Origin of the sequence: Arthrobacter sp. ZGTC212, assembly GCF_002929255.1 — a bacterium.
Classification (GTDB): domain Bacteria; phylum Actinomycetota; class Actinomycetes; order Actinomycetales; family Micrococcaceae; genus Arthrobacter_B; species Arthrobacter_B sunyaminii.
This window is the reverse complement of record NZ_PJIJ01000001.1, coordinates 634090-655221: the sequence shown is the minus strand read 5'-3', so window position 1 is coordinate 655221 and position 21132 is coordinate 634090. Positions and strand designations below refer to the sequence as shown.

Sequence of the window (21132 nt, the reverse complement as noted above, 5' to 3'; positions counted from 1 at the left end):
CGTCCGGCACCGGAGCATGTCCGGTGCCGGGCGGTGCTGTTCGGGCGGAGTTGCTCAACCCTGCTCGGTAATGATGTTGACGTACGCGTAGATTGCCTGCTGGTTGGACAGCGGACCGCCGGCACCCCAGACTCCTGCCGGGAACGCGTGCGCACGGCCTTCCTTCACGGCAGGAAGAGCGGTCCAGATCGGGCTCTTCGCGAACTCGCTGACATACCCGTCGGCACCCTCGTCGGCAGAGTAGAAGAAGGTGGCGTTGCCGACGGCGGTGAGGCCCTCGATATCCGTCTGGCCCAGGCCGTACGAGGGATCGACGCCGCCGCTGCCGTAGGAGGCATCAATCTCGTCCGTCCAGGCAGCGGTGAGGCCAAGCTCCTCGCCCAGCGCGGTGAAGAGCGCACCCTCGCCGTACGGGCGGATCACCACGTTACCGCCTTCCATCCATCCGTCGAAGAAGAGGAAGTCGGTGGTGGGCAGGTCAACGGCCTGGACCTTGTCCTTGGCAGCGGCCAGGTGTGCGTCGAAGTCCCCCAGTACTTCGGCGGCACGATCAGTGCGGCCGGTCGCCTCGGCGATCATGTTGAACACGTTCTTCATGTTGCCGATCGGGTCCGCTCCGTCCGCGCCGACAGTGGCAAGCACGGGAACGCCGCGTTCCTCGAGCTGGGCGATGAGTTCATCGTCGGCGCTGTAGGCCTCGATGATGATCAGGTCAGGGTCCGCCGCGTAGAGTGCGTCCATGTCGGGCTCGCCGCGGGTGCCGATGTCGGCAACGCCCTCCGGGATGGTTTCGGCGCTTACGTACGTTCCGTAGCCCTCGGCGTCGGAGACCGCCACAGGTGTTACGCACAGTGTGAGAGCGTCCTCGATCTGCTGCCACTCAAGCACCGCGATGCGCTCGGCGGGCTTGTCGAGCTCCACGGTGCGGCCCACGCCGTCGGTCATTGAGACCGCATCGGTGGAGGTGGTCGTCGTGTCTGCCGCGCAGCTCTCGGACGTTGCGGCGGCGACATCGGCAGCTTCGCTGACCTCGGTGGTGCCGCAGGCGCTGAGGGCGAGGGCGGCGACGGCAAGTGTCGCGGCCGTGCTCGCAAAGGAACGGGAACGGATCATCGGTGGTCCTCTCGGGTGGCGCTCCGGGGCGGAGCAGGAACTTGGGTTGCGGTGCGGTTGGCATGGCGTCCAACGGGATCGATGCGCAGGTGGTTGGTGCGCGGGTCGAGGGTGACCTCGACGGAGAGCTCGTACACTTCGCTGATGTTCGCGGCGGTCAGTACCTCGAGCGGGCTGCCGGAGGCGTGGATACGGCCGTCCGACAGCAGGAGCAGGTGATCGGCGATCCGGGCAGCGTGGTCGAGATCGTGCAGCACGATGCCGACAGCAACGCCGTGGTCATCCACGAGGTCGCGGACCAGATCGAGGGTCTCGATCTGGTAGCGGAGGTCAAGATGATTGGTTGGCTCGTCCAGCAGGACGACGCCGGTCTCCTGCGCTACGCACGCGGCGAGCCAGACGCGCTGCACTTCGCCGCCGGAGAGTTCCCCGACCGGCCGCTGCGCCATGTCCATGACTCCGGTGGCGCGCAGGGCACGGTTCACGGCGCTGCGGTCCGCGGCGGAGAGGCCGGCAAATCGCCGCCGGTACGGGTGGCGGCCGAAGGCAACCACCTCACTCACCGTCAAGCCCTGTGGAGCCGGCCGCGACTGGGCAAACAACGTGACCTCACGCGCGAACTCGCGCGCACTGAGCAGGGAAGCCTCGCGTTCGGGCCGGTCGATTCCGCCGCCCAGCTTTACGGTCCCCCCGTCGACGCGGTGCAGACGTGCCAGGGAGCGCAGCAAGGTCGACTTCCCGCTGCCGTTTGGGCCGACAAGCGCGGTGACCCGGCCGGGTTCCAGCGTCAGTGAAACACCCTGGACCACGAGCGTGCTGCCGTAGCGGAGTACCAAATTCTCTCCGCGCATCGCCTGGAGCCGCGAGCACTGGTCTTGCACTGTGGACATAAGGAACCTGAATCGTCGCGGGCCTGAGGCGGGAGGGCGGCGTACCAAAGGCGTTTACGGACCACGCGGGTTAGGGTTGCCAAACCTAATATAAACGATGCTGGTGTGACCTATGTAATGAGGAGTGACGCACGTTTTTATTCGTCATGTTGGGTCGGCTGAAGCACCGCCGGCAGGCAGGGACAATGGAACCATGTACGTTGTCCTCTCCGCCGCCGGGCCGGCCTCCCCCGCCGGGTCCCTGTTGCTGCAGGAAATGGACGAAACCGGGCAGCCCGGCGCAGCACCCGCCGTCGTCGCCCCCGGGCACCTGGCCGCCGCGGTGCGGCATTACGAGGAACGGCCGCAGAACGTCCGCTGGGTTTTCGGCAGCACCCGGGACATCTATCCCCGCCTGCTGGACGCCGGGGTCACCGTGGAACGCAGCCATGATCTGGCCCTGGTCCGCGGGATCCTGCGTTTTTCCGAAGCCGTGCCGGCGTCCCCTTATATCGACAAGCTGCGTGCCGAGACGCCGGGCGAGGACGCGGACCTGCTCCCGCGCCAGCTGCTGCCTGTCCAGCCGGCACCGAACCAGAGCTCGCTCTTTGAGGAACTCGAGGGTTTCGATGCCCTGGCCGGCAGGCGCGGTCCGTCGCCGGAGGACCAGGCGGCCGAGCTGCAGGACCAGCTGGCGGCCGTCGCGGCTTCCTCCGCCCCAGGCCGGCTGGCACTGCTGCTGGCCGCCGAATCCGCCGGCGGCCTGATTGCCGTGGAAATGGAGCACGCCGGCCTGCCCTGGCGGCGGGACATTCACGAAGCCATGCTGGAGGCCGAGCTGGGGCCGCGCCCGCCCGAGGGGCAGCATCCGGTGCGGCTGGAACAGCTCGCAGCAGAGCTGCGGGACAAACTGGGCAACCCGGGGTTCAATCCGGATTCGCCGCAGGAACTGCTGCGCGCCCTGCACCGGGCCGGCATTGAGGTGAAATCCACCCGCTCCTGGGAGCTGCAGCAGCATGAACACCCCGCCATTGCTCCCCTGCTGGAATACAAGCGGCTCTCGCGGCTGCTGAGCGCCAACGGCTGGACCTGGCTGGATGCCTGGGTGGACGGCGGCAGGTTCCGGCCCGAATACGTGGTGGGCGGGGTGGTCTCCGGCCGGTGGGCCTCCCGCGGCGGCGGTGCCCTGCAGATTCCCAAGTACGTGCGCGATGCGGTGCGCCCGGATCCGGGTTACCGGTTGATTGTCGCCGATGCCGCGCAGCTGGAACCCCGGGTGCTGGCCGCTCTGGGCCGAGACAATGCCCTGGCTGCCGCGGCCCGCGGAAAGGACCTGTACCAGGGCATCGCGGACCAGAACTTCAACGGCGACCGGGCGCTGGCCAAAATGGCCATGCTCGGTGCCATGTACGGTGCCACTTCGGGTGAAGCCGGCCGGCTGATGCCCGCCCTGACCCGGTCCTACCCGCAGGCAATTGGAGTGGTGGAGCGCGGTGCCCGGGCAGGGGAAGCCGGAAAGACGGTCAGCAGCCATTTGGGCCGCACCTCGCCGCCGGTCTCCGAACGCTGGCTGCGTGCCCAGCAGACCGCGTCCGCCGAGGAACAGCGCCGCGCCGATTCCCTCGCCCGCGCCCAGGGCCGGTTCACCCGCAACTTTGTAGTGCAGTCAACGGCGGCGGAATGGGCGCTGTGCTGGCTGGCGGAAATACGACGCCGGCTGCGGGCGGCGTCGTCCTCCTCCCCGGCGGGGCAGCTGGTGTTTTTCCTGCATGACGAAGTGATGCTCCATGTGCCCGCAGACCGGGCAGAGGAGGTCAGCGCCCTGGTCACCGAGGCCGCTGCGGCAGCCACCCGCCTGCTGTTCGGCCGGATCCCGCTGGAATTCCCGGTGGTGGCCGTAACCGTGGATTCCTACGCCGAAGCCAAGTAACGCTCCGCCGCACGCGACGGCACAGGAGCCGGAGCCGGGAACCAACGGATGACGATCAGGGAGTAGGCCAACAGGAAGGCCAGCGAGAAGGGCAGGGCAGCCCACGGCAGGTCGGTGGCATTGAGGTCCCCGAAGCCCGCCGCACCCAGGCCAAACGCTCCCAGGTTGTTGATGACGTGCAGCGCGATCGCTGCTTCCAGCCCGCCGGTGCGCCAGGTGATCCAGCCGGCCGCGACGGCAAAGGCAGCCACGTCAATCTGCCCCGCCGGTCCGTAGCCGTGGCCCAGGACAAAGAGGGGAACCGGCAGCAGAATGGCGAAGGCCGGATGGCGCAGCCAGGAACCGATGCCCTGCATCAGCAGACCGCGGAACACATACTCCTCAGCAGTTGCCTGCACTGGCACCAGCGCCAGGACCACCAGCAGCAGAAGCCAGACATCACCGGGGTTTGGTCTCCCGTCCGGGACTCCGCCGCTTCCTCGCGCGGACTCCGGCACCAGCAGGCTCAGGGCGTTCAAGGCAGCAAACAGGCTGGCCGCGAGGACGAGCGGCTTGGGAAACAACCGCCAGCGCAGCCGGCCGGTGACCGAAGAGAGAGTTCCGGCGGAACGCCTGCCGCCCCACCGCACGCCCAGTGCTGCCGCGGGCCACAGCAGGCAGACGGTTCCGAGCAGAAAGGCGAGCTGCACCGGGTCCCCGAGGTCTGATTGCGCTGACAATGCCCGGTCAACCATGGCGGAAACCTCCGGCACAAAGATCCCCACCACCGCCGTTATCCCCATCGCCAACATCATCAGGACAAAAAAGAGGACGACCGTGACCAACACCGTGGTCAGCGGGTGCCACCAGCGGTAGCCGGGCAGGGAACGGGGCAGCCGGTGAAAGGGATAGGCGGGAGCGGCGGCAGGATCAGCAGAGAAAGTCATGCTCCCAGCCTGCCCGCCCGGCGCCGCGTTCCGCTTCGGCCAATCGGCTCCCGCCACCAGCCACATGACGGAAAAGACTTCATGCTTTTGGCTAATTGTTCTCCGGCAGACCGCTCACTAGGATTTCTAGAATGCCGCTCCCGACTCAACACCCCAGCCCCTGGAAGACGGCCGGCATCACCGCCGCCGCCGCGGCAGTCGGGGTCCTGGTTTTCCTAATCGTCCGCGGCTCCATGCTGCCGCCGGACGACGCCGATCCGCTGCCTTTCATAGGCCTGATGTTCTTGGACTTCGTCCTGGGTCTGACCGCCGTTGGCCTCCTCCCCATCGCCCTGCGCCGGTCACCCGTGGGCGCCGGACTTGCCATCATTGCCCTCAGCGGACTCTCCACCCTGGCCCTTCCCGCCGCCTGCCTGTGCATCGTCCGCCTCGCGACCCTGCGGCGACCTCGTCTTCTGGCCGCCACTGCGCTTGTCTTTCTTGCAGCCGTGTTGGTCGACTTAGCGGTCAACCCGGTTGATGGCGCCGAAGACTACGGGTGGGTGCTGTTGATCGCTTTGGGCATGCTGGGAGTTCTGGTGCTGATCGGGCTGAACCGCGGCGCCAAAAGAGCATTGATCGTCTCCCTCCGGCAGGAAGCGGACAGCGCCCGCCGGGAACAGGATGCGCGGGCGGATCAGGCACGGCTGGCCGAGCGCACCCGGATCGCCCGGGAAATGCACGACACCCTGGCGCACCGCCTGAGCCTGATCAGCATGCATGCCGGCGCCCTGGAGTACCGCACCGATCTGGAGCCGGAGACCATCCGTTCCACAGCCGGGGTCCTCCGGGAGACCGCCGCCAAAGCTGCGTCGGAGCTGCGCCAGGTACTGGCCGTTCTTCGTGAAGAGCCGGAGGCCACGGCGCCCCAGCCCAATATCTCCGCCATTCCGGCACTCGTGGCATCAGCCCGGGCGGTCGGCACCGACATCAAGCTGAGCATCGAACCGGCGCTGCTGGCAGCCGGAGCGGATGGTCCCGCCGATGCCACCTCCCGCCATCTGTACCGGGTGGCGCAGGAGGGCATCACCAACGCCCAAAAACATGCTCCCGGCCATCCCGTGGCTGTGTCCCTCACAGGTGCACCCGGGGAGGGCATCACGGTGACGGTCAGTAATCCGGTTTCCCGCTCCACGTCCCCTGCACCGGACGGGCTCGGCCTGATTGGGCTGGCCGAGCGGGCCAGGCTCTCCGGCGGCTCCTTTGAATCGGGTGCTAAGCGCGGGGTCTACACCACCGCAGTGCAGGTTCCGTGGTGAGCACGGATCCGCTGAAGGTCCTGCTCGCGGACGATGAACCCCTCATCCGGGCAGGGCTCCGGCTCATCCTCGACGGAGCGCCGGATATTGCCATCATCGGTGAAGCGGACGACGGCGACACCGCCGTTCGGCTTGCCGCCGAGCTAGCGCCCGACGTCGTCCTCATGGACATCCGGATGCCACGCCTAAGCGGCATCGCCGCCACGGAGCGCATCACGGCGGCGCCGGAGCCGCCCCGGGTGATCGTCCTGACCTCGTTCGACACCGATGATTTCATCCTGTCCGCGCTGCGTGCCGGTGCGAGTGGATTCCTGCTCAAGGACACGCCGCCGGCAGACATGGTCTCTGCCGTCCGGGCGGCGGCAGCCGACAACCTGCGCTTCTCCCCCGGTGTCCTCAAGCGCATCGTGGCGGCCGCGGCGGCCTCATCCGCAGAATCAGCGGAGCCCGCGTCACAGCACAACCCGCTGGCGGTCCTCAGTGAACGCGAGCACGTCATTGCCCGGGCCGTTGCCCGCGGGCTGACCAACGCGGAGATCAGCGCCGAACTCTACGTCAGCATTGCCACCGTCAAAACCCACATCGCCAACACCTTCACGAAGCTGAACGTCACCAACCGTGTCCAGCTGGCCGTGACCGTCATGCAGGCCCAACCAGCGTCTACAGATCGGGAACGATTTCCCGGTTTTCATCCCAGGGCAGAGTCCAGCCCAGCTCCTCAAGCACCCCGTTGAGGATGATTCCCGTGAAACCCCACACCAGCACCCCGTTCACGAGGAAGGCGGGCGAGCGGTGCTTGTTCCGGCCGTGGCTCATCACCGCGGTGCGGCGGTTTTCGGGGTTCAACAGGTCCGCCACCGGGACCCGGAACACGGACGCCGACTCGCCGTAATCCACCACATCCACCGGGGTGGGCCGGTCCCACCAGCCCAGCACCGGAGTCACCAGGAAGTTGCTGACCGGCAGGCCAACCTCGGGCAGCGTGCCCAGAACGACGACGCCGTCCGGGTCCAGCCCCGTTTCCTCCTGCGCTTCGCGCAGGGCGGCGGCCTCCGGGCCGGAATCCACCGCGTCCACGGAGCCGCCGGGAAAGGCCACCTGCCCGGGATGGTCGTTCAGGGTGGCGGCCCGCTCCACCAGCAGGACATCCAATTCCTCGGGAACACCGGCGGTACGGAAGTCAGCGGGCTTGTCATCCAGGTTGCCGAAGAGGATCAGCACCGCGGCACGACGGGCAGTGGCCGGGTCCACGCTACGGCGCAGCAGCTCCAAATTCGCGTCGAAGCTGGTGCTGCGGGCCGAGGCTGAAACACCCAGCTCCCTCAGATCGGCGTAGGCGCTCATGCTTCCAGCCCATAGCCCGCGGCACGCAGCTGGGCACGGGTCTCAGCGGCCATCATCCGGGCGTGCAGTTCCTCGCGGCCCGGAGCCAGCTCATACTTCAGCAGTTTTTTCGCCTTTTCCGGATCTGTTTCGCCCTCGCCGTAGGACGGGCACAGCGCGGCCACCGCGCAGGCGCCGCAGGCCGGGTTTTTGGCGTGGCAGACCCGCCGGCCGTGGAAAACCACCCGGTTGGACAGGGGCGTCCAGTCCTTGGGTTCAAACAACTCGGCGACGTCCTCCTCCACCTTCACGGGGTCCTTGGCAGTCGTCCAGCCGAACCGGCGTGACAGCCGGCCAAAGTGCGTGTCGACCGTGATCCCGGGGATGCCGAAGGCGTTGCCGAGCACCACGTTGGCCGTCTTCCGGCCCACTCCCGGCAGCGTGACGAGCTCTTCCAGCTTGTCCGGCACCTCGCCGTCGTACTCATCCACCAGCCGGGTGGACAGGGCCTTGATGCTGGCGGCCTTGGCCCGGAAGAAACCGGTGGGCCGGATCAGCTCCTGCAGCTCCGTCTCGTCCGCCTCGGCCAGTGCCTTGGCGTCCGGATAACGGGCAAACAGCGCGGGAGTGACGGCGTTGACCCGGATGTCGGTGGTCTGCGCCGACAAGACGGTGGCCACCAGCAGCTCAAACGCGTTGGTGAAATCCAATTCAGCCACGGCGTAGGGGTACAGCTCCCCCAGCATCCGGTTGATCTTCCGGGCCCTGCGTTTCAGGGCCAGCAGGGAGGGATCACTCCCGGTTGCCTTTGCCACTTGGTTGGTGTCCTTCTGTTGCGCCGCTGCGGTGGTGGGGGTTTCCGGACTACTCGCCGGAATCCTCACCAACGCGCTCGATGTTGCTCAAGTCCCGCAGCACGCCGATGCGGCCGGTGCGCTTGTCCTGGACCAGGAATTCGGTGCCGCGGTCTTCCAGGCCCAGCTCCCAGTCTCCCGGGTGGAACATGAACAGCGGCAGTCCGGTGCGTTCATCCACGATCTGGCGCGGGGTTCCCACCGCAAACCAGAATGCTTCCACCACGTTTTCGGACTCTTCACGGGTGGCGCTGATGGATTCATTGCCCGACGACGGCACCTGGGCCGAGGCCTGCGTGGCCGGTTCCGCCTCGGCGGACTTTGCCCGAACCACCGGGTTGACCGTGGTGGCCGCGAGGGCGTCCTCGCTGTCCGGCGCCGCTGCGGGAGCCTGAGACCCTGCGGGAGCCTGAGTCGAAGCGGGTGCCTGAGTCGAAGCGGAACCCTGGGATGCGGCGTTCTGGTCAGCTGAGGATTCCGTCCGGGCTGAGTCGGCAGGAACAGCTTCCGTGCGGGCAGGTTCCGTGCGGCCCGCTCCGGAGCCGGCTTCCGCGGCATCTGCCGGGATGCCGTTAACGGCGGGGGCATCGGCGCCGGGGGTCACGCCGTCGTTAGCCTTGCGGCCAAACAATCCGGCCGGGGCCAGCTTGCCCATGCCCTTGCCCATCCCTGCGAAGCGCGATTCTGCCGGCTCGGCGCTGTTGCCGGCGTTCTCACCGGTGCCGTGCTCAGCACCGGCGGCCGTGGCTCCCTGTGGTGCGGGCTTGGCCGGACGGCGGCGCAAACGGACAGCGTCGCGGGCCATGACGTGGGCCGGTGCCGCGGGGCGCTCGTCGAACTCGCGGGAGAAGGGCGGGATGTGCGGTGCGAGCGTGGTGGATGCCACCAGGCCCAGGGCTCCGATGAGGGTGACCAGGGCGCCAATCGTGAAGTCGTTGACCACCTGCAGGAAGAAGAAGGCCACCGCCAAAACAGCTACAACGGAACCAAACTGGTCCACGGAGAGCGAGCCAACGCGGTATTTCAGTTCGGGAGCCATCCGGCGGGCGGCAAAGAGCCCGGCGACGAGCAGCGGCAGGATGATGCCGATTCCGAGGAAGAACAACGGGGTCAGCGGGGACCAGAAGGTGGCTTCCAGGCCGAAGGCAAAGCTCCACGGCAGCAGGGAACCAATCAGCATGAGGAGGACGGAGCCACCGACCACGGTGTCCCGCAGGCCAAACGGACCCAGGACTGCCGTCCGGGCGTTGTCCTCGCCGGCGGAATGAATCTCCGACGGTGCCGGAGTCTCCGTCGCCGTTCGGGCGTCGTTCTCAACGGGGGGCTGGTTCATTCGTTTCTCCATTCGCGGCCGCCGCCTGCAGGCCGGCAGAACATCTGCGGTCCGCGGCAGGGCGAGCCGCCTGCACTGGTAAAAAGCGGTTGCTTCCCTGCACAGCCTAGTCAACGCCGGCACCGCAGACTAGCCGAACTGCCGCTGCGACACGGGCCGTGATCTACCGCTCACCGCACAAATACCCCCGTTACCGGGCGTGAATGTGACGGTTAACACACTGGCGGCCGATCGGCGTTAGGGTAATTGCAACGCCACGGCAGCCCCTCGATCCGGGCTGGACCGTGGGCGACAGCTAAGCGAAAGGGTTCACGATGTCTGAACAGTCCCCCGTCAAGCAGCAAGGCGACGCACTGGAGAACCTGCTCCACGAGCGCCGCAGTTTTCCGCCCAGCGCGGATTTCGCCGCCGGCGCGGTTGCCCAGCAGTCGGTCTATGACGAAGCAGCGGCCGAAGGTCCGGAGTTCTGGGCCCGCCAGGCCCGCAGTCTGCTGACCTGGGACGAAGACTTCACCGAGACCCTGGACTGGTCCGACGCGCCCTTTGCCAGGTGGTTTGGCGGCGGAAAACTCAACGCGGCCTACAACGCCCTGGACCGCCATGTTGAAGCCGGCCGCGGCGACCGTGTGGCCATCTACTTCGAGGGCGAGCCCGGTGACACCCGCACCTACACCTATGCCCAGCTCACTGAAGAGGTCAAGAAGGCCGCCAACGCCTTCGAATCCCTGGGCGTATCCAAGGGCGACCGGGTAGCCGTGTACCTGCCCATGATCCCCGAAGCCGTGATCACCATGCTCGCGTGCGCCCGCATCGGAGCGGTCCACTCGGTGGTGTTCGGCGGGTTCTCCGCTGATGCACTGCGCAACCGCATTGACGATGCCGAAGCCAAGCTGGTGGTGACCGCCGACGGCTCCTACCGCCGCGGAAAGCCCACCGCCCTGAAGCCCGCCGTGGATGAATCGCTGGCGAAGGAAGGCCATACCGTCACCAGCGTCCTGGTCGTTCGCCGCAACGGCGAACCCGTCGAGTGGACCGAGGGGCGGGACATCTGGTGGGACGACGCCGTCGGTTCCGCGAGCGCCGAGCACACTGCGGTGGGCCACGACTCCGAGCATCCGCTGTTCATCCTCTACACCTCCGGCACCACGGGAAAACCCAAGGGCATCCTGCACACCACCGGCGGCTACCTGGCGCAGACGGCGTTCACCCACCTCAACACCTTTGACCTGAAACCGGAAACCGACGTGTACTGGTGCACCGCGGACATCGGCTGGGTCACCGGGCACAGCTACGTCACCTACGCCCCGCTGGTCAACGGTGCCACCCAGCTCATTTACGAGGGCACCCCTGACACTCCGCACCAGGGACGCTGGTGGGAACTGGTGGAGAAATACAAGGTCTCCATCCTTTACACCGCGCCGACCGCCATCCGCACCTGCATGAAGTGGGGCCGGGACATTCCCGGAAAGTTCAATCTGGACTCCATCCGCGTGCTGGGCTCCGTGGGCGAGCCCATCAACCCGGAGGCGTGGATGTGGTACCGCACCGTCATCGGCGCCAACGGCAACCAGAAGGAAATCCCGGCACCCATCGTGGACACCTGGTGGCAGACGGAGACCGGCGCGCACATGATTGCCCCCATGCCGGGCGTCACGGCCACCAAACCCGGTTCCGCACAGGTTGCCGTTCCCGGCATCTCGATTGACGTGGTGGACGAGATGGGAGAATCCGTGCCCAACGGATCCGGCGGTTTCCTGGTCATCAAGGAACCGTGGCCGGCCATGCTGCGCGGCATCTGGGGCGATCCCGAGCGCTTCAAGGCAACCTACTGGTCCCGGTTCGACAACATGTACTTCGCCGGCGACGGCGCCAAGAAGGACGAGGACGGCGACATCTGGCTGCTGGGCCGCGTCGATGACGTGATGAACGTATCCGGACACCGGCTCTCCACCACCGAAATCGAGTCCGCACTGGTGAGCCACCCCTCGGTGGCGGAAGCCGCCGTCGTGGGCGCCGCGGATGAGACAACCGGCGAGGCCGTGGTGGCCTTTGTGATCCTGCGCGGCAGCGCCAAGGACGACGACGACATTGTCGCCACGCTGCGCAACCACGTGGGCAGGGAAATCGGTCCGATCGCCAAGCCGCGGCACATTCTGGTGGTGCCGGAGCTGCCCAAGACCCGTTCCGGCAAGATCATGCGGCGCCTGCTCAAAGACGTCGCCGAAGGCCGCGAGGCCGGGGATTCCAGCACACTGGCGGACAACACCGTCATGCAGCAGATCGCGGAGTCGATGCGGAGCTAACGTCCCGCGCTGAGCCAACAAGCACTGAGCCAACAAAAGGTGCACGCCCCCGGACCGGGGCGTGCACCTTTTGTGTTTTGTGTTCTGTGCTTTCCGGGACGCGGTTGTCCCGCGGAGAGGCTGTTAGGCCGTGGTGACGTCCAGTTCCACGTCAATGTTGCCGCGGGTCGCGTTGGAGTACGGGCAGACCTGGTGGGCGGCGTCCACCAGCTTCTCGGCCGTGGCCTGGTCCACGCCGGACATTTCCACATGCAGGGCCACGCCCAGCTTGAAGCCGACGTCCTGCTTGTGGATGCTGACATCGGCCGTAATGGCTGCGTCGGCGATCGGAGCCTTTTCGGCGCGCGCAATCATCTTCAGGGCGGACAGGAAGCAGGCCGCGTAGCCGGCTGCGAAGAGCTGCTCCGGGTTGGTGCCGTCGCCTGAGCCGCCCATCTCCGTTGGAGTGGCCAGGTTGACCTTCAGCTGTCCGTCGCTCGTCTGGGCTTCTCCGTTGCGGCCGTCTCCGGACGCGGTGGCAACTGCAGTGTACAAAGCGCTCATGGCAACTCCTCTAAGTCGGGGGGCATCAGGTAGACTAACTAGTACGTCTACTTGGACCCTAAGTAAACGCGCCTTCACCGCAAACCGCAACCCCGGGAGGACCCATGGCCGCCAGTCCGCCGGTGCGCACCCGCATCTTGGATGCCGCCGCCCTGCTCTTCTATACCGAAGGCATCCGTGCCGTGAGTGCAGACCGGATCATTGCTGCGGCAGAAACCACCAAGGTGACGTTCTACCGCTACTTCCGAACCAAAGAGGAGCTGGTGGTGGCCTATCTGCAGGCACAGTCGGAACGGATCCGGGAGGCAGCGGGACACCTGAGCCCCGATCCCTGCACCGGGCTGCTGGAACTGGCCGAGGCCATGGGGGCGCAGGCCTGCGTCCCCGGCTTCCGCGGCTGCCCGTTCATCAACGCGGCAGCCGAGTATCCGGACCCCGCCTCGCCGGTCCGTGCCGTGATCCTTGAGCACAGGCAGTGGCTGCACGCAGAGGTCAGCGGCAGGCTGGCGCAGCTGGGGGCAGCAGATCCGGATTCCCTGGCAGATCAGCTGCTGATGCTGCGGGACGGCGCCATGGTCCACGGCTATGTGGCGGATCCCACGGGTGTTTCGGGGGCACTGGTCAGCGGCGGACGGGCCATTCTCGGCAGCCTCGCGGCCTGACCGGTTTTCCGCACCGGCCCGGCACCCATCACGTCCGTTGGTGAGATGGAAACTCATGGAGTTGGCACCACAGCGTCCGGGGTAGCAGAATCAGTGCTCGTGTCCACTTCCAGCACTTCCTCCCCGCTGTCCGCTTCCGCACCCTCCGCACCACAGGACCCGCCGGTCCACTCCCGACGCATGGCGCGCAAGGTCGCCGGAGCGTCATTCGTCGGAACAGCCCTGGAGTCCTACGACTTCTATGTTTTTGGAACCGCAGCTGCCCTGATCCTGAACCGGATCTTCTTCCCGGAGGTCGATCCGCTGATCGGCACCCTGCTGTCCTTCCTGTCCCTGGGCATCGGGTTCATTGCCCGCCCCCTTGGAGCCGTCATCTTTGGCCATCTCGGCGACCGCATCGGCCGGAAGAAGTCGCTCATCTGGACCATCGTCCTGATGGGCACAGCCACCGGGATCATCGGCCTGCTGCCGGACTACAACACCATCGGCATCTGGGCCCCCGCCCTGCTCGTGACACTGCGGCTGCTGCAGGGCCTGGCAGTGGGCGGTGAATGGGGCGGAGCCGTCCTGATCGCCACCGAGCATGCAGAACCCCGCAAACGCGCCCTGTATGCCGCGATCCCGCAGATCGGTTCCCCCGTCGGAACCATCATGGTCACCGGGATCTTCCTGCTGCTGACCAGCGTCCCGCAGGAAACCATGGAGGCCGGCCTGTGGCGGGTTCCGTTCCTGCTGGCCTTCCCGTTCATGGCCATTGCCCTGTACCTGCGGTTTGCCATCGAAGAAACCCCCGTCTTCAAGGATGTTGCCGGACACCAGGCCCTTCCCCGCGTTCCCGTCCTGGAGGTTCTGAAGACCCAGCGGCTGGCCGTCCTGGTTGCCACATCCGCGTCCCTGCTCGGCATCGGGTCCTACTTCCTGATGACCACCTATACCCAGGCCTACGGAACCGAACAGCTGGGCCTGTCCGGCACCACCGTTCTCAATGCCGCACTGGTGGGCTCGGTCCTGCAGCTGGCCACCATTCCGGCATTCGGCTGGCTGGCCACCAAGATCGGCTCGGCCCGCATGGTCGCCGCAGGAGCCTTCGCCACCCTGCTCATTTCCTTTCCCCTGTACTGGCTCATCAGCACCGCAGACCAGACGACCTACATCCTCACCATCCTCATCGGCGGGATCGCGCCAACCGCCGCGTGGGCGGCCCTGGGCGGACTGATGGCTGATCTCTTCCCGGCCCGCACCAGTTTCACTGCCCTGTCCCTGGCCTACAGCTTTGCGGGCATCCTCGCCGGCTTCGCCCCGGCCGCAACGCAGGCATTCGCCAAGGCAACGGACAGCGCGTGGTGGCATCCCGGCGTCGTACTGGCGCTGATGTCGGTGGTGACCATCGCCGGCGCCCTGGCGGCGGGACGCATGACGCGCCGCCGGGATGAGGCAGCAGCACCGGCGCAGGTTGGCGCATAGTTAAGCCATGACTGCCTCCCGCACCCGCAACCTGCTGATCCTCAACGGCCCCAACCTGAACCTCCTGGGCACCCGCGAGCCCGGAATCTACGGCACCGAAACGCTCGACGACGTGGAGGCACTGGCGCTGGACGCCGCGGAATCCCACGGCTGGACCGTGGACTGCATCCAGTCCAACCATGAGGGTGACCTGATCGATGCGATCCACGGGGCTCCGGGGCTGGCTGACGCGATCATCATCAACCCGGCGGCCTACAGCCACACATCAGTCGCCATCCCGGATGCGCTTTCCGGCGTCGGTCTGCCCGTGGTCGAGGTCCACCTGAGCAACATTCACCGGCGCGAGGAATTCCGGCACCACTCCTACGTATCAGCGGTGGCGGACGCCGTCATCTGCGGGGCCGGAATCGCCGGCTACAAGATGGCCGTGGACTACCTCGCCGCGCGGCTGGACGGGGAAGCGCAGGCGGAAGCCGGCGCCTGATCCGCTACTCGCCGGAGATGCACTGCCCGGGCGAGACAGGATCGGAATATCCGGCGGCGGCTTCCGCCACCGGACCAACCTCGCTCAGGGACAGCGCATAGCCGATCGGCTGATCGCCGGTGGTCTTGGCGAAGATGACACCGGCCAGCTGGCCGTCGATGTCCAGCAGCGGCCCGCCCGAGTTGCCCTGCTGCACGTTCGCGGCGAGGGTGTAGACCTCCAGCACTTCCGGGGCGGACCCGTAGATGTTACGCACCGAGACCTCGGAGAGCTTTTCAACGTTGGCCGCCTGCAGCTGGAACGGACCGCCGGCCGGGTACCCGGCAAACGCCGCAGTGGTGCCGTCCGGAAGGACATCGCCCAGCGGGATCGGTTCGGCGTCGAGGCTGTCCACAGCCAGCACGGCCAGATCACGGGCACTGTCGAAATAGACCACCTCGCCCGGAAGCGCCCCGCCGCCGGGGACCTGCACCACGGGCCGGGAAACTCCGGCCACCACGTGAGCATTGGTGATCACGCGGTCATCGGAGACGACGAAGCCCGAGCCCGTCTGGTTCTGCCCGCACTGATAAGCCGTTCCGGTGATCTTCACGACCGAATCCGACGACGCCTGCAAAGCTGCGGATGAGAGCGCCTCATTGGGGGCAACCACCTTGTCCGGGGCGGCGCTGTCCAGGATGGTGGGCAGGCCCTCTGCGAGAGTGAAGGAACGCACTTCCGCCGTCCAGGTTTTCACCCGGTCAGGAGTGGCTTCCTCGATGCCGTTCAGCACTTTCGAGGACGTGATCTGCTGCGAAAGGAACGGAACCCCGAGGGTGTTGACGCTGAAAGCGAGCACGGACATCACCAGGGCGGATACGGCGAGGTTCACTCCCCCGCCCAGCAGCCGGTCCAGAAAACGCAGCGGCGGGAAGTTCATCCAGCGCCGGATGGACCCGCCCAGCGCGGCGCCGAGAGCATGCCCGCCCAGGACAAGCACCACAATGGTGGCGATGACAGCGGTCAGGCGCCAGCCGTCGTCGGGCACCCATTCGGTGACCAGGGGGATCGCGAAGAACGCGGCCACAGCCCCGGCCACAAAGCCCACAATGCCGCCCAGCGTCACCACAAGACCGTTCCGCAGCCCGGCGATGAGGTAGAACAGCAGCGCCAACAGCAGAATGATGTCTAGCAGTGAAAATCCGAGCACAAACAGCTCCAAGCGCGGTCTAGGGGGTGTTGCGGGGACTCTTCGAGACTGTCCCTGCCTCCCGAGTTTAGCGGCCCAAACTGGAGACTTCGTCCGCGCCGGACCGCAGAGGGCAGTACGCAGGGGCGTCCTTTTTATCATCCGTGGGCGAACAAAGCTATTACAGGTGTCACATGGGGCCGTAGTGCGAGAAGATAATGGAAGGGACAACTATTTACAGGAGATTTCATGGATATCGAGGTACTGCGCCGTGCGCCACTGTTCGCCTCATTGGGAGACGACGTCTTCGCAGCTCTGACCGACGAGTTGACTGAGGTCGACCTTTCGCGCGGCGCATCAGTTTTCCGCGAGGGTGACCAGGGCGACCAGCTGTATTTCATCGTGTCCGGAAAGATCAAGCTGGGACGTTCGGCACCGGACGGCCGCGAGAACCTGCTGGCCATTCTTGGCCCGGGCGAGCTCTTCGGCGAAATGGCGCTGTTTGATCCGAGCCCGCGCAACGCCACCGCCACCGCGGTGTCCGAAACGCGACTGGCCGGACTGCGGCACGACAACCTGAAGGCACTGTTGGAAACGCGCCCGGAGGTTTCGGTCCAGCTGCTGCAGGCCCTGGCCCGCCGGCTGCGCCGCACCAACGAGTCCCTTGCGGACCTCGTCTTCTCGGACGTTCCCGGCCGCGTTGCCAAGGCACTGCTGGATCTGGCGGACCGCTTCGGCCGCCCCGCCACTGACGGCATCCTGGTGGCTCACGAGCTGACGCAGGAAGAACTGGCCCAGCTGGTCGGCGCTTCCCGCGAAACGGTGAACAAGGCCCTGGCCGAGTTCGTTCAGCGCGGCTGGCTGCGCCTGGAAGCCCGCGCCGTCGTCATTTTGGACGTGCAGCGGCTGCGCCAGCGCTCACGCTAGGTCTTTTCCGACCGTCTTACAGCGAACGACGGCGCCGCTCCCCTTTACCGGGGGCGACGCCGTCGTTTGCGTTTAAGGTGTGCGGGAATCGGTCTCGGTGCAGGAATCAGCGCCCGTGCTGGGCCGATCCCTCCCCGGCGCCGCTGAGTGAAACGGACAGCCAGTAACTGCCGTCGGCCTCCACCAGCTCGGGCCGGAAGACGGCCGCCGGACGGCGGGATGCAAGGTAGGCAATGCAGCCACGGGCACCGGCCAGTTTCTCCAGCACCAGTTCCACCGGCGGCACGGTCAGTTCAGACAGCGTGAGCCCGGTGGTGTCCGGGAGCCCGATCTCATCGCCCAGGGCGGTGGTGTTCCGGGCCGCGATCTCCTCCGCCGCGGACCGCCACTGACCCCAGCTTCCCTTGCCCTCCAGCAGGGAGGCTTCCTGCCCCATCGGCTGGACAACCGCGAAGTACCGGGTATCGAACCGGCGCAGCGCAAAATCAGCCGTCTGCCAGTTGGCCAGCGGCCGGAGCAGGTCGGTGCGCAGGCCCAGTCCCCGGCGTTTGAGAAGCTCCGGAAAGGACTTGTCTCCGGCTGCCAGCGCCACCCGCGCGGCCATCCAGTCCGGCCCCCGGTTGCCCTCCAGCAGCGTCGATTCGTCCGGTCCGGCCAGCAGAATGCCGGTTTCTTCAAACAGTTCACGGATGGCCGCCACCACGTGCCGGCGGGCCAGCCGGGGATCATCGATGCCCAGTGCCTTGGCCCAGGCTGCCGGGGCCGGACCGAACCAGGTCACGGCGTCGTCGTCTTCCGGGTTGATGCTGCCGCCGGGAAACGCCACCCGGCCCAGCGGCGATTCGCCCCGGCGGTAAGCCAGATAGGTCTCGGCGCCGCGCGGCGCGTCCCGCACCAGCACCACGGAGGACGCCAGGCGGGGTTTGCGCGGTGCACGGTCACCGTGTTCAAACCAGCTTTCCGCGGCTCCCCGAAGATACGGGGGAACCGGGAAAAGCCGTACTGATGAATTAGGCAAATTCAGCGATCACTTCTACTTCGACGGGGGAATCCAGCGGCAGCACGGCCACCCCGACGGCGGAGCGGGCATGCGCGCCCGCCTCGCCGAAGACCTTCCCCAGCAGTTCTGATGCACCGTTGATGACGGCCGGCTGCCCGGTAAAGGACGGGTCCGATGCCACGAAGCCCACCACCTTGACGATGCGGCTGATGCGGTCCAGATCTCCGATCTGGGCCTTGATGGCAGCCAGCGCGTTAACAGCGCAGGTTGCGGCGTATCCTGCGGCGTCCTCGCTCGGTACCCCGGCGCCAACTTTGCCGGCCGCAGGCAACACGCCCGAGACGAAGGGCAGCTGCCCGGAGGTGTAGACGTAGTTCCCCGTGACAACGGCGGGTACATAGGCGGCCACCGGTGCTGCGACGTCCGGCAGCTCAATACCCAGTTCTGCCAGCCTGCGTTCCACGGCGGAAACCGCCCCGTTCACCTCAGTCACTGCGACTTCTCGCGTTTCATGTACGCCACGGCACCCGTTCCGTTGGGGGCGGGTGTGATCTGAACGAGTTCCCAACCTTCTTCGCCGTGCATGTTAAGGACAGCTCCCGGTGTGTGAAGAGGAAGCGGCGTGATGAAATATTCCCATTTGCTCATAATCCAAAGACTAACGCGTGCTTGTAGACTGATGCGCATGGCAGCTCGCAAATCTCCGTTCTTTGATACGGCTACCACCCTTGGCCAGATTGTCGCCTTCTTCGGCGTCAGCGCGCTTTGTGGTGTTTTGGCAGCGGGTCTTCTGGTTCCCGCCGCCGCCGCCGCGGGCACAGCCGCGTCCGGATCCATCCAGTTCTTCGATGACCTCCCGTCGGAACTGCAGGCCGGCGCGCTGGCCGAGCCGTCAAAAATTTACGCCAATGACGGCTCTCTCATCGCAACCCTGTATGAGGAGAACCGCCAGCCGATCAAGCTGGACCAGGTTTCCCCCACCATGATCGACGCGATGCTGGCCATTGAGGATGACCGCTTTTACGAGCACGGCGGCGTGGACGTCCAGGGTGTCATCGGAGCCCTGGCCTCCAACCTCACCTCCGGCACCAACCGCGGCGCGTCCACCATTACGCAGCAGTATGTGAACAGCGTCATCATCGACACCAACCTGCAGAACAAGCAGGAGGTGGTGCTCTCCGGCAACAAGGACTACGGCGACAAGCTGCGGGAGATGAAGCTGGCCATTGCCGTGGAAAAGCAGCTCTCCAAGGATGAAATCCTCGAGGGCTACTTCAACATCGTTCCCTTCAGCGGCACCACCTTCGGTGTCCAGGCCGCGTCCAAGTTCTTCTTCAATGTGGACGCCTCGCAGCTGAACATTCCGCAGGCAGCCCTGCTGGCCGGCGTCGTCAACGGCCCGTCCGTCTACAGCCCCACGGGCAATCCGGAACTGGCCCTTCAACGGCGCAACATTGTCATCCGCGCCATGCTCGACAAGGGCCGCATCACGCAGGAAGAGCACGACGCCGCCGTAGCCACGGAGCTGGGCCTGAACATCACACCGGTTCCCAGCAACTGCACCGGCGCCGTCCAGGCACCGTACTTCTGCGACTACGTCATGCACCTGATCCTCAACGATGAGAGATACGGTGCCACTACGGAGGACCGGCAGAAGCTGCTCTACCGGGGCGGCCTGAGCATCAACACCACCCTGGATCCGGAGATCCAGAACGCCGCGCAGACGGCCGTCAACGAAACCGCTAATCCGGACACCACGGACCCCGAGATCGGCCACTCCATGGTGTCGATGGAACCTCGAAGCGGAAAAATTCTCTCCATGGCGCAGAACACGCGCTACACACCCGAAGAAGGCGCCGGCAACTCGGTCATCAATTTCAACGTTGACCTGAACCAGGACGGCGACCCCAACAAGCCGCTGGGCGGCATGGGCGGTTTCCAGCCCGGATCAACGTATAAGCCATTCACCGTGGCAGCCTGGCTGGACGCAGGCAAAACCCTGAACACCACCCTGAACGGCAGCAAGCGCACCTACCCTGCAGGCCACAGCTGGAACGCCAGCTGCCTGCCGGGCGGACGCTATGGCATTCCGGAGCCTTGGACGCCCATCAACTACGGGGACACCAACTACAAGACCACCACCGTCATCGACGGTCTGGCGAACTCCCTGAACACCATCACCATGGCCGAGATCAACCAGCTTGATCTCTGCAAGTTCCAGGAAATGGCGTTTGCCTCAGGCATCCACAACGGCAAGAGTGCCAGCGGCGAGAATGAACCGCTTGAGGTCAACCCGCCGTCGTCCTTCGGCGGCGGCGGGGACGCCTCCCCGCTGGCCATGGCCACCGGCTTTGCCACGTTTGCAGCCGAAGGCCTGAAATGCGAACCGCGCGCCCTGGAGTCGGTAACGGCCGCGGATGGACGGTCCTTCGAGGTACCGGCCCAGGAGTGCACGCAGGTCATGAAGAAGGAAGTTGCCCAGGGCGTCAACGCGGCCACGCAGCAGGTGATGACCAAGGGCTCCGGCTACTACCTGCAGAACGGCAGGCCGGTGGCCGGCAAGACCGGAACCAATGACTTCCGGTCCCAGACCTGGTTTATGGGCTACACCACGGGCATGGTCACCGCCTCCTGGCTGGGCAACCACGTCTGGGGCAACGAGCGGGGCTCGATGGAGGGCAAGCAGATTGGCGGGCAGGTCTACCCCGAGATCGACGGCTCGAAGATTGCCGGCCCGTCCTGGAAGAACTTCATTGACCGGATCCCGGACCAGTACCAGGCCAATCCGTTCACCCCGCCGCCGGCATCCGTCATGGGCACCGTGGCGGCGCCGCCCCGGCCGCCTGCACCGGCTCCGTCCAATGATCAGAACAAGAACAACAACAACAACGGCGGCGGCAACCAGGGCGAAAACAAGAACGACGGCGACGACTAA

20 protein-coding genes are annotated in these 21132 nt (G+C 66.2%); 9 read left to right on the top strand and 11 right to left on the bottom strand.

Annotated elements, in window-relative coordinates; translation table 11 throughout:
- Positions 1-54 precede the first annotated feature (54 nt).
- Complete coding sequence (locus tag CXQ89_RS03255; protein ID WP_104160273.1) at positions 55-1113, bottom strand: iron-siderophore ABC transporter substrate-binding protein; 1059 nt, start codon at positions 1111-1113, stop codon at positions 55-57.
- Positions 1110-2003 (bottom strand): ABC transporter ATP-binding protein, encoded by an 894-nt coding sequence (locus CXQ89_RS03250; RefSeq protein ID WP_104053096.1) that lies wholly within the window; start codon positions 2001-2003, stop codon positions 1110-1112. Before CXQ89_RS03250 ends, CXQ89_RS03255 begins: the two co-directional genes overlap by 4 nt.
- A 193-nt stretch (positions 2004-2196) precedes the next feature.
- Here CXQ89_RS03250 and CXQ89_RS03245 point away from each other — a divergent pair, with 193 nt between their 5' ends.
- A complete protein-coding gene (locus CXQ89_RS03245) occupies positions 2197-3912 on the top strand; it encodes a bifunctional 3'-5' exonuclease/DNA polymerase (RefSeq protein ID WP_104160272.1) in 1716 nt (571 codons plus the stop codon).
- Here CXQ89_RS03245 and CXQ89_RS03240 read toward each other — a convergent pair.
- The gene (locus CXQ89_RS03240; RefSeq protein ID WP_181032216.1) at positions 3894-4838 is read right to left on the bottom strand and encodes a CPBP family intramembrane glutamic endopeptidase; all 945 of its coding nucleotides are present in this window, start codon (positions 4836-4838) and stop codon (positions 3894-3896) included. The genes CXQ89_RS03245 and CXQ89_RS03240 overlap by 19 nt on opposite strands.
- A gap of 131 nt (positions 4839-4969) precedes the next feature.
- On the opposite strand from CXQ89_RS03240, the gene CXQ89_RS03235 reads away from it, so the two are divergent.
- Complete coding sequence (locus tag CXQ89_RS03235; RefSeq protein WP_104160270.1) at positions 4970-6136, top strand: sensor histidine kinase; 1167 nt, start codon at positions 4970-4972, stop codon at positions 6134-6136.
- Positions 6133-6870: a response regulator transcription factor gene (locus CXQ89_RS03230; protein WP_258059834.1), complete on the top strand. Its 738-nt coding sequence runs from the start codon at positions 6133-6135 to the stop codon at positions 6868-6870. The genes CXQ89_RS03235 and CXQ89_RS03230 overlap by 4 nt, the downstream gene beginning before the upstream one ends.
- Here the strand turns inward: CXQ89_RS03230 and CXQ89_RS03225 are convergent.
- Genes CXQ89_RS03225 through CXQ89_RS03215 form a run of 3 tightly spaced genes read right to left on the bottom strand, consistent with a single transcriptional unit; the run spans position 6797 to position 9646 of the window.
- Positions 6797-7480, bottom strand: a complete 684-nt coding sequence (locus CXQ89_RS03225) for a CoA pyrophosphatase (RefSeq protein ID WP_104053100.1) — start codon at positions 7478-7480, stop codon at positions 6797-6799. The two genes, CXQ89_RS03230 and CXQ89_RS03225, sit on opposite strands and share 74 nt — an antisense overlap.
- Positions 7477-8274, bottom strand: a complete 798-nt coding sequence (gene nth, locus CXQ89_RS03220; RefSeq protein WP_258059833.1) for an endonuclease III — start codon at positions 8272-8274, stop codon at positions 7477-7479. The genes CXQ89_RS03225 and nth overlap by 4 nt, the downstream gene beginning before the upstream one ends.
- A 49-nt stretch (positions 8275-8323) precedes the next feature.
- Positions 8324-9646 (bottom strand): hypothetical protein, encoded by a 1323-nt coding sequence (locus CXQ89_RS03215; protein WP_104160268.1) that lies wholly within the window; start codon positions 9644-9646, stop codon positions 8324-8326.
- 314 nt (positions 9647-9960) lie between these two features.
- Between CXQ89_RS03215 and acs the strand changes: the two genes are divergently transcribed.
- Positions 9961-11949, top strand: a complete 1989-nt coding sequence (gene acs / locus CXQ89_RS03210) for an acetate--CoA ligase (RefSeq protein ID WP_104053708.1) — start codon at positions 9961-9963, stop codon at positions 11947-11949.
- A gap of 123 nt (positions 11950-12072) precedes the next feature.
- Here the strand turns inward: acs and CXQ89_RS03205 are convergent, their stop codons facing one another.
- Positions 12073-12492, bottom strand: a complete 420-nt coding sequence (locus CXQ89_RS03205) for an organic hydroperoxide resistance protein (RefSeq protein WP_104053103.1) — start codon at positions 12490-12492, stop codon at positions 12073-12075.
- A 104-nt stretch (positions 12493-12596) separates the two neighbouring features.
- Here CXQ89_RS03205 and CXQ89_RS03200 point away from each other — a divergent pair, with 104 nt between their 5' ends.
- From CXQ89_RS03200 to aroQ, 3 genes are all read left to right on the top strand, one after another.
- Positions 12597-13154 (top strand): TetR/AcrR family transcriptional regulator, encoded by a 558-nt coding sequence (locus CXQ89_RS03200; RefSeq protein WP_104160267.1) that lies wholly within the window; start codon positions 12597-12599, stop codon positions 13152-13154.
- A gap of 99 nt (positions 13155-13253) precedes the next feature.
- A complete protein-coding gene (locus tag CXQ89_RS03195; protein WP_258059831.1) occupies positions 13254-14618 on the top strand; it encodes an MFS transporter in 1365 nt (454 codons plus the stop codon).
- Between the two features lie 7 nt (positions 14619-14625).
- Positions 14626-15102 (top strand): type II 3-dehydroquinate dehydratase, encoded by a 477-nt coding sequence (gene aroQ / locus CXQ89_RS03190; protein WP_104053106.1) that lies wholly within the window; start codon positions 14626-14628, stop codon positions 15100-15102.
- A 4-nt stretch (positions 15103-15106) separates the two neighbouring features.
- Here the strand turns inward: aroQ and CXQ89_RS03185 are convergent, their stop codons facing one another.
- On the bottom strand, positions 15107-16291 hold the full coding sequence (locus CXQ89_RS03185) for a MarP family serine protease (protein WP_104053709.1): 1185 nt from the start codon (positions 16289-16291) through the stop codon (positions 15107-15109).
- A gap of 228 nt (positions 16292-16519) precedes the next feature.
- On the opposite strand from CXQ89_RS03185, the gene CXQ89_RS03180 reads away from it, so the two are divergent.
- Positions 16520-17197 carry a Crp/Fnr family transcriptional regulator gene (locus tag CXQ89_RS03180; RefSeq protein WP_104053107.1) on the top strand — a complete coding sequence of 226 codons (678 nt, stop codon included), beginning with the start codon at positions 16520-16522 and terminating at the stop codon, positions 17195-17197.
- 106 nt (positions 17198-17303) lie between these two features.
- Here CXQ89_RS03180 and CXQ89_RS03175 read toward each other — a convergent pair whose 3' ends face one another.
- Genes CXQ89_RS03175 through CXQ89_RS18125 form a run of 3 tightly spaced genes read right to left on the bottom strand, consistent with a single transcriptional unit; the run spans position 17304 to position 18845 of the window.
- Complete coding sequence (locus CXQ89_RS03175; RefSeq protein ID WP_104160266.1) at positions 17304-18215, bottom strand: NUDIX hydrolase; 912 nt, start codon at positions 18213-18215, stop codon at positions 17304-17306.
- Positions 18208-18690 (bottom strand): RidA family protein, encoded by a 483-nt coding sequence (locus CXQ89_RS03170; protein ID WP_104160265.1) that lies wholly within the window; start codon positions 18688-18690, stop codon positions 18208-18210. The genes CXQ89_RS03175 and CXQ89_RS03170 overlap by 8 nt, the downstream gene beginning before the upstream one ends.
- Positions 18687-18845: a DUF4177 domain-containing protein gene (locus tag CXQ89_RS18125; protein WP_146067190.1), complete on the bottom strand. Its 159-nt coding sequence runs from the start codon at positions 18843-18845 to the stop codon at positions 18687-18689. The genes CXQ89_RS03170 and CXQ89_RS18125 overlap by 4 nt, the downstream gene beginning before the upstream one ends.
- Positions 18846-18882: 37 nt before the next feature.
- Here CXQ89_RS18125 and CXQ89_RS03165 point away from each other — a divergent pair, with 37 nt between their 5' ends.
- Complete coding sequence (locus CXQ89_RS03165) at positions 18883-21132, top strand: transglycosylase domain-containing protein (protein ID WP_181032215.1); 2250 nt, start codon at positions 18883-18885, stop codon at positions 21130-21132.

Coding starts and splice junctions, on each gene's coding strand:
- CXQ89_RS03255 (WP_104160273.1), bottom strand. CDS start 1,113: ATGATCCGTTCCCGTTCCTTTGCGAGCACGGCCGCGACACTTGCCGTC.
- CXQ89_RS03250 (WP_104053096.1), bottom strand. CDS start 2,003: ATGTCCACAGTGCAAGACCAGTGCTCGCGGCTCCAGGCGATGCGCGGA.
- CXQ89_RS03245 (WP_104160272.1), top strand. CDS start 2,197: ATGTACGTTGTCCTCTCCGCCGCCGGGCCGGCCTCCCCCGCCGGGTCC.
- CXQ89_RS03240 (WP_181032216.1), bottom strand. CDS start 4,838: ATGACTTTCTCTGCTGATCCTGCCGCCGCTCCCGCCTATCCCTTTCAC.
- CXQ89_RS03235 (WP_104160270.1), top strand. CDS start 4,970: ATGCCGCTCCCGACTCAACACCCCAGCCCCTGGAAGACGGCCGGCATC.
- CXQ89_RS03225 (WP_104053100.1), bottom strand. CDS start 7,480: ATGAGCGCCTACGCCGATCTGAGGGAGCTGGGTGTTTCAGCCTCGGCC.
- CXQ89_RS03215 (WP_104160268.1), bottom strand. CDS start 9,646: ATGAACCAGCCCCCCGTTGAGAACGACGCCCGAACGGCGACGGAGACT.
- acs (WP_104053708.1), top strand. CDS start 9,961: ATGTCTGAACAGTCCCCCGTCAAGCAGCAAGGCGACGCACTGGAGAAC.
- CXQ89_RS03205 (WP_104053103.1), bottom strand. CDS start 12,492: ATGAGCGCTTTGTACACTGCAGTTGCCACCGCGTCCGGAGACGGCCGC.
- CXQ89_RS03200 (WP_104160267.1), top strand. CDS start 12,597: ATGGCCGCCAGTCCGCCGGTGCGCACCCGCATCTTGGATGCCGCCGCC.
- aroQ (WP_104053106.1), top strand. CDS start 14,626: ATGACTGCCTCCCGCACCCGCAACCTGCTGATCCTCAACGGCCCCAAC.
- CXQ89_RS03180 (WP_104053107.1), top strand. CDS start 16,520: ATGGATATCGAGGTACTGCGCCGTGCGCCACTGTTCGCCTCATTGGGA.
- CXQ89_RS18125 (WP_146067190.1), bottom strand. CDS start 18,845: ATGAGCAAATGGGAATATTTCATCACGCCGCTTCCTCTTCACACACCG.
- CXQ89_RS03165 (WP_181032215.1), top strand. CDS start 18,883: ATGGCAGCTCGCAAATCTCCGTTCTTTGATACGGCTACCACCCTTGGC.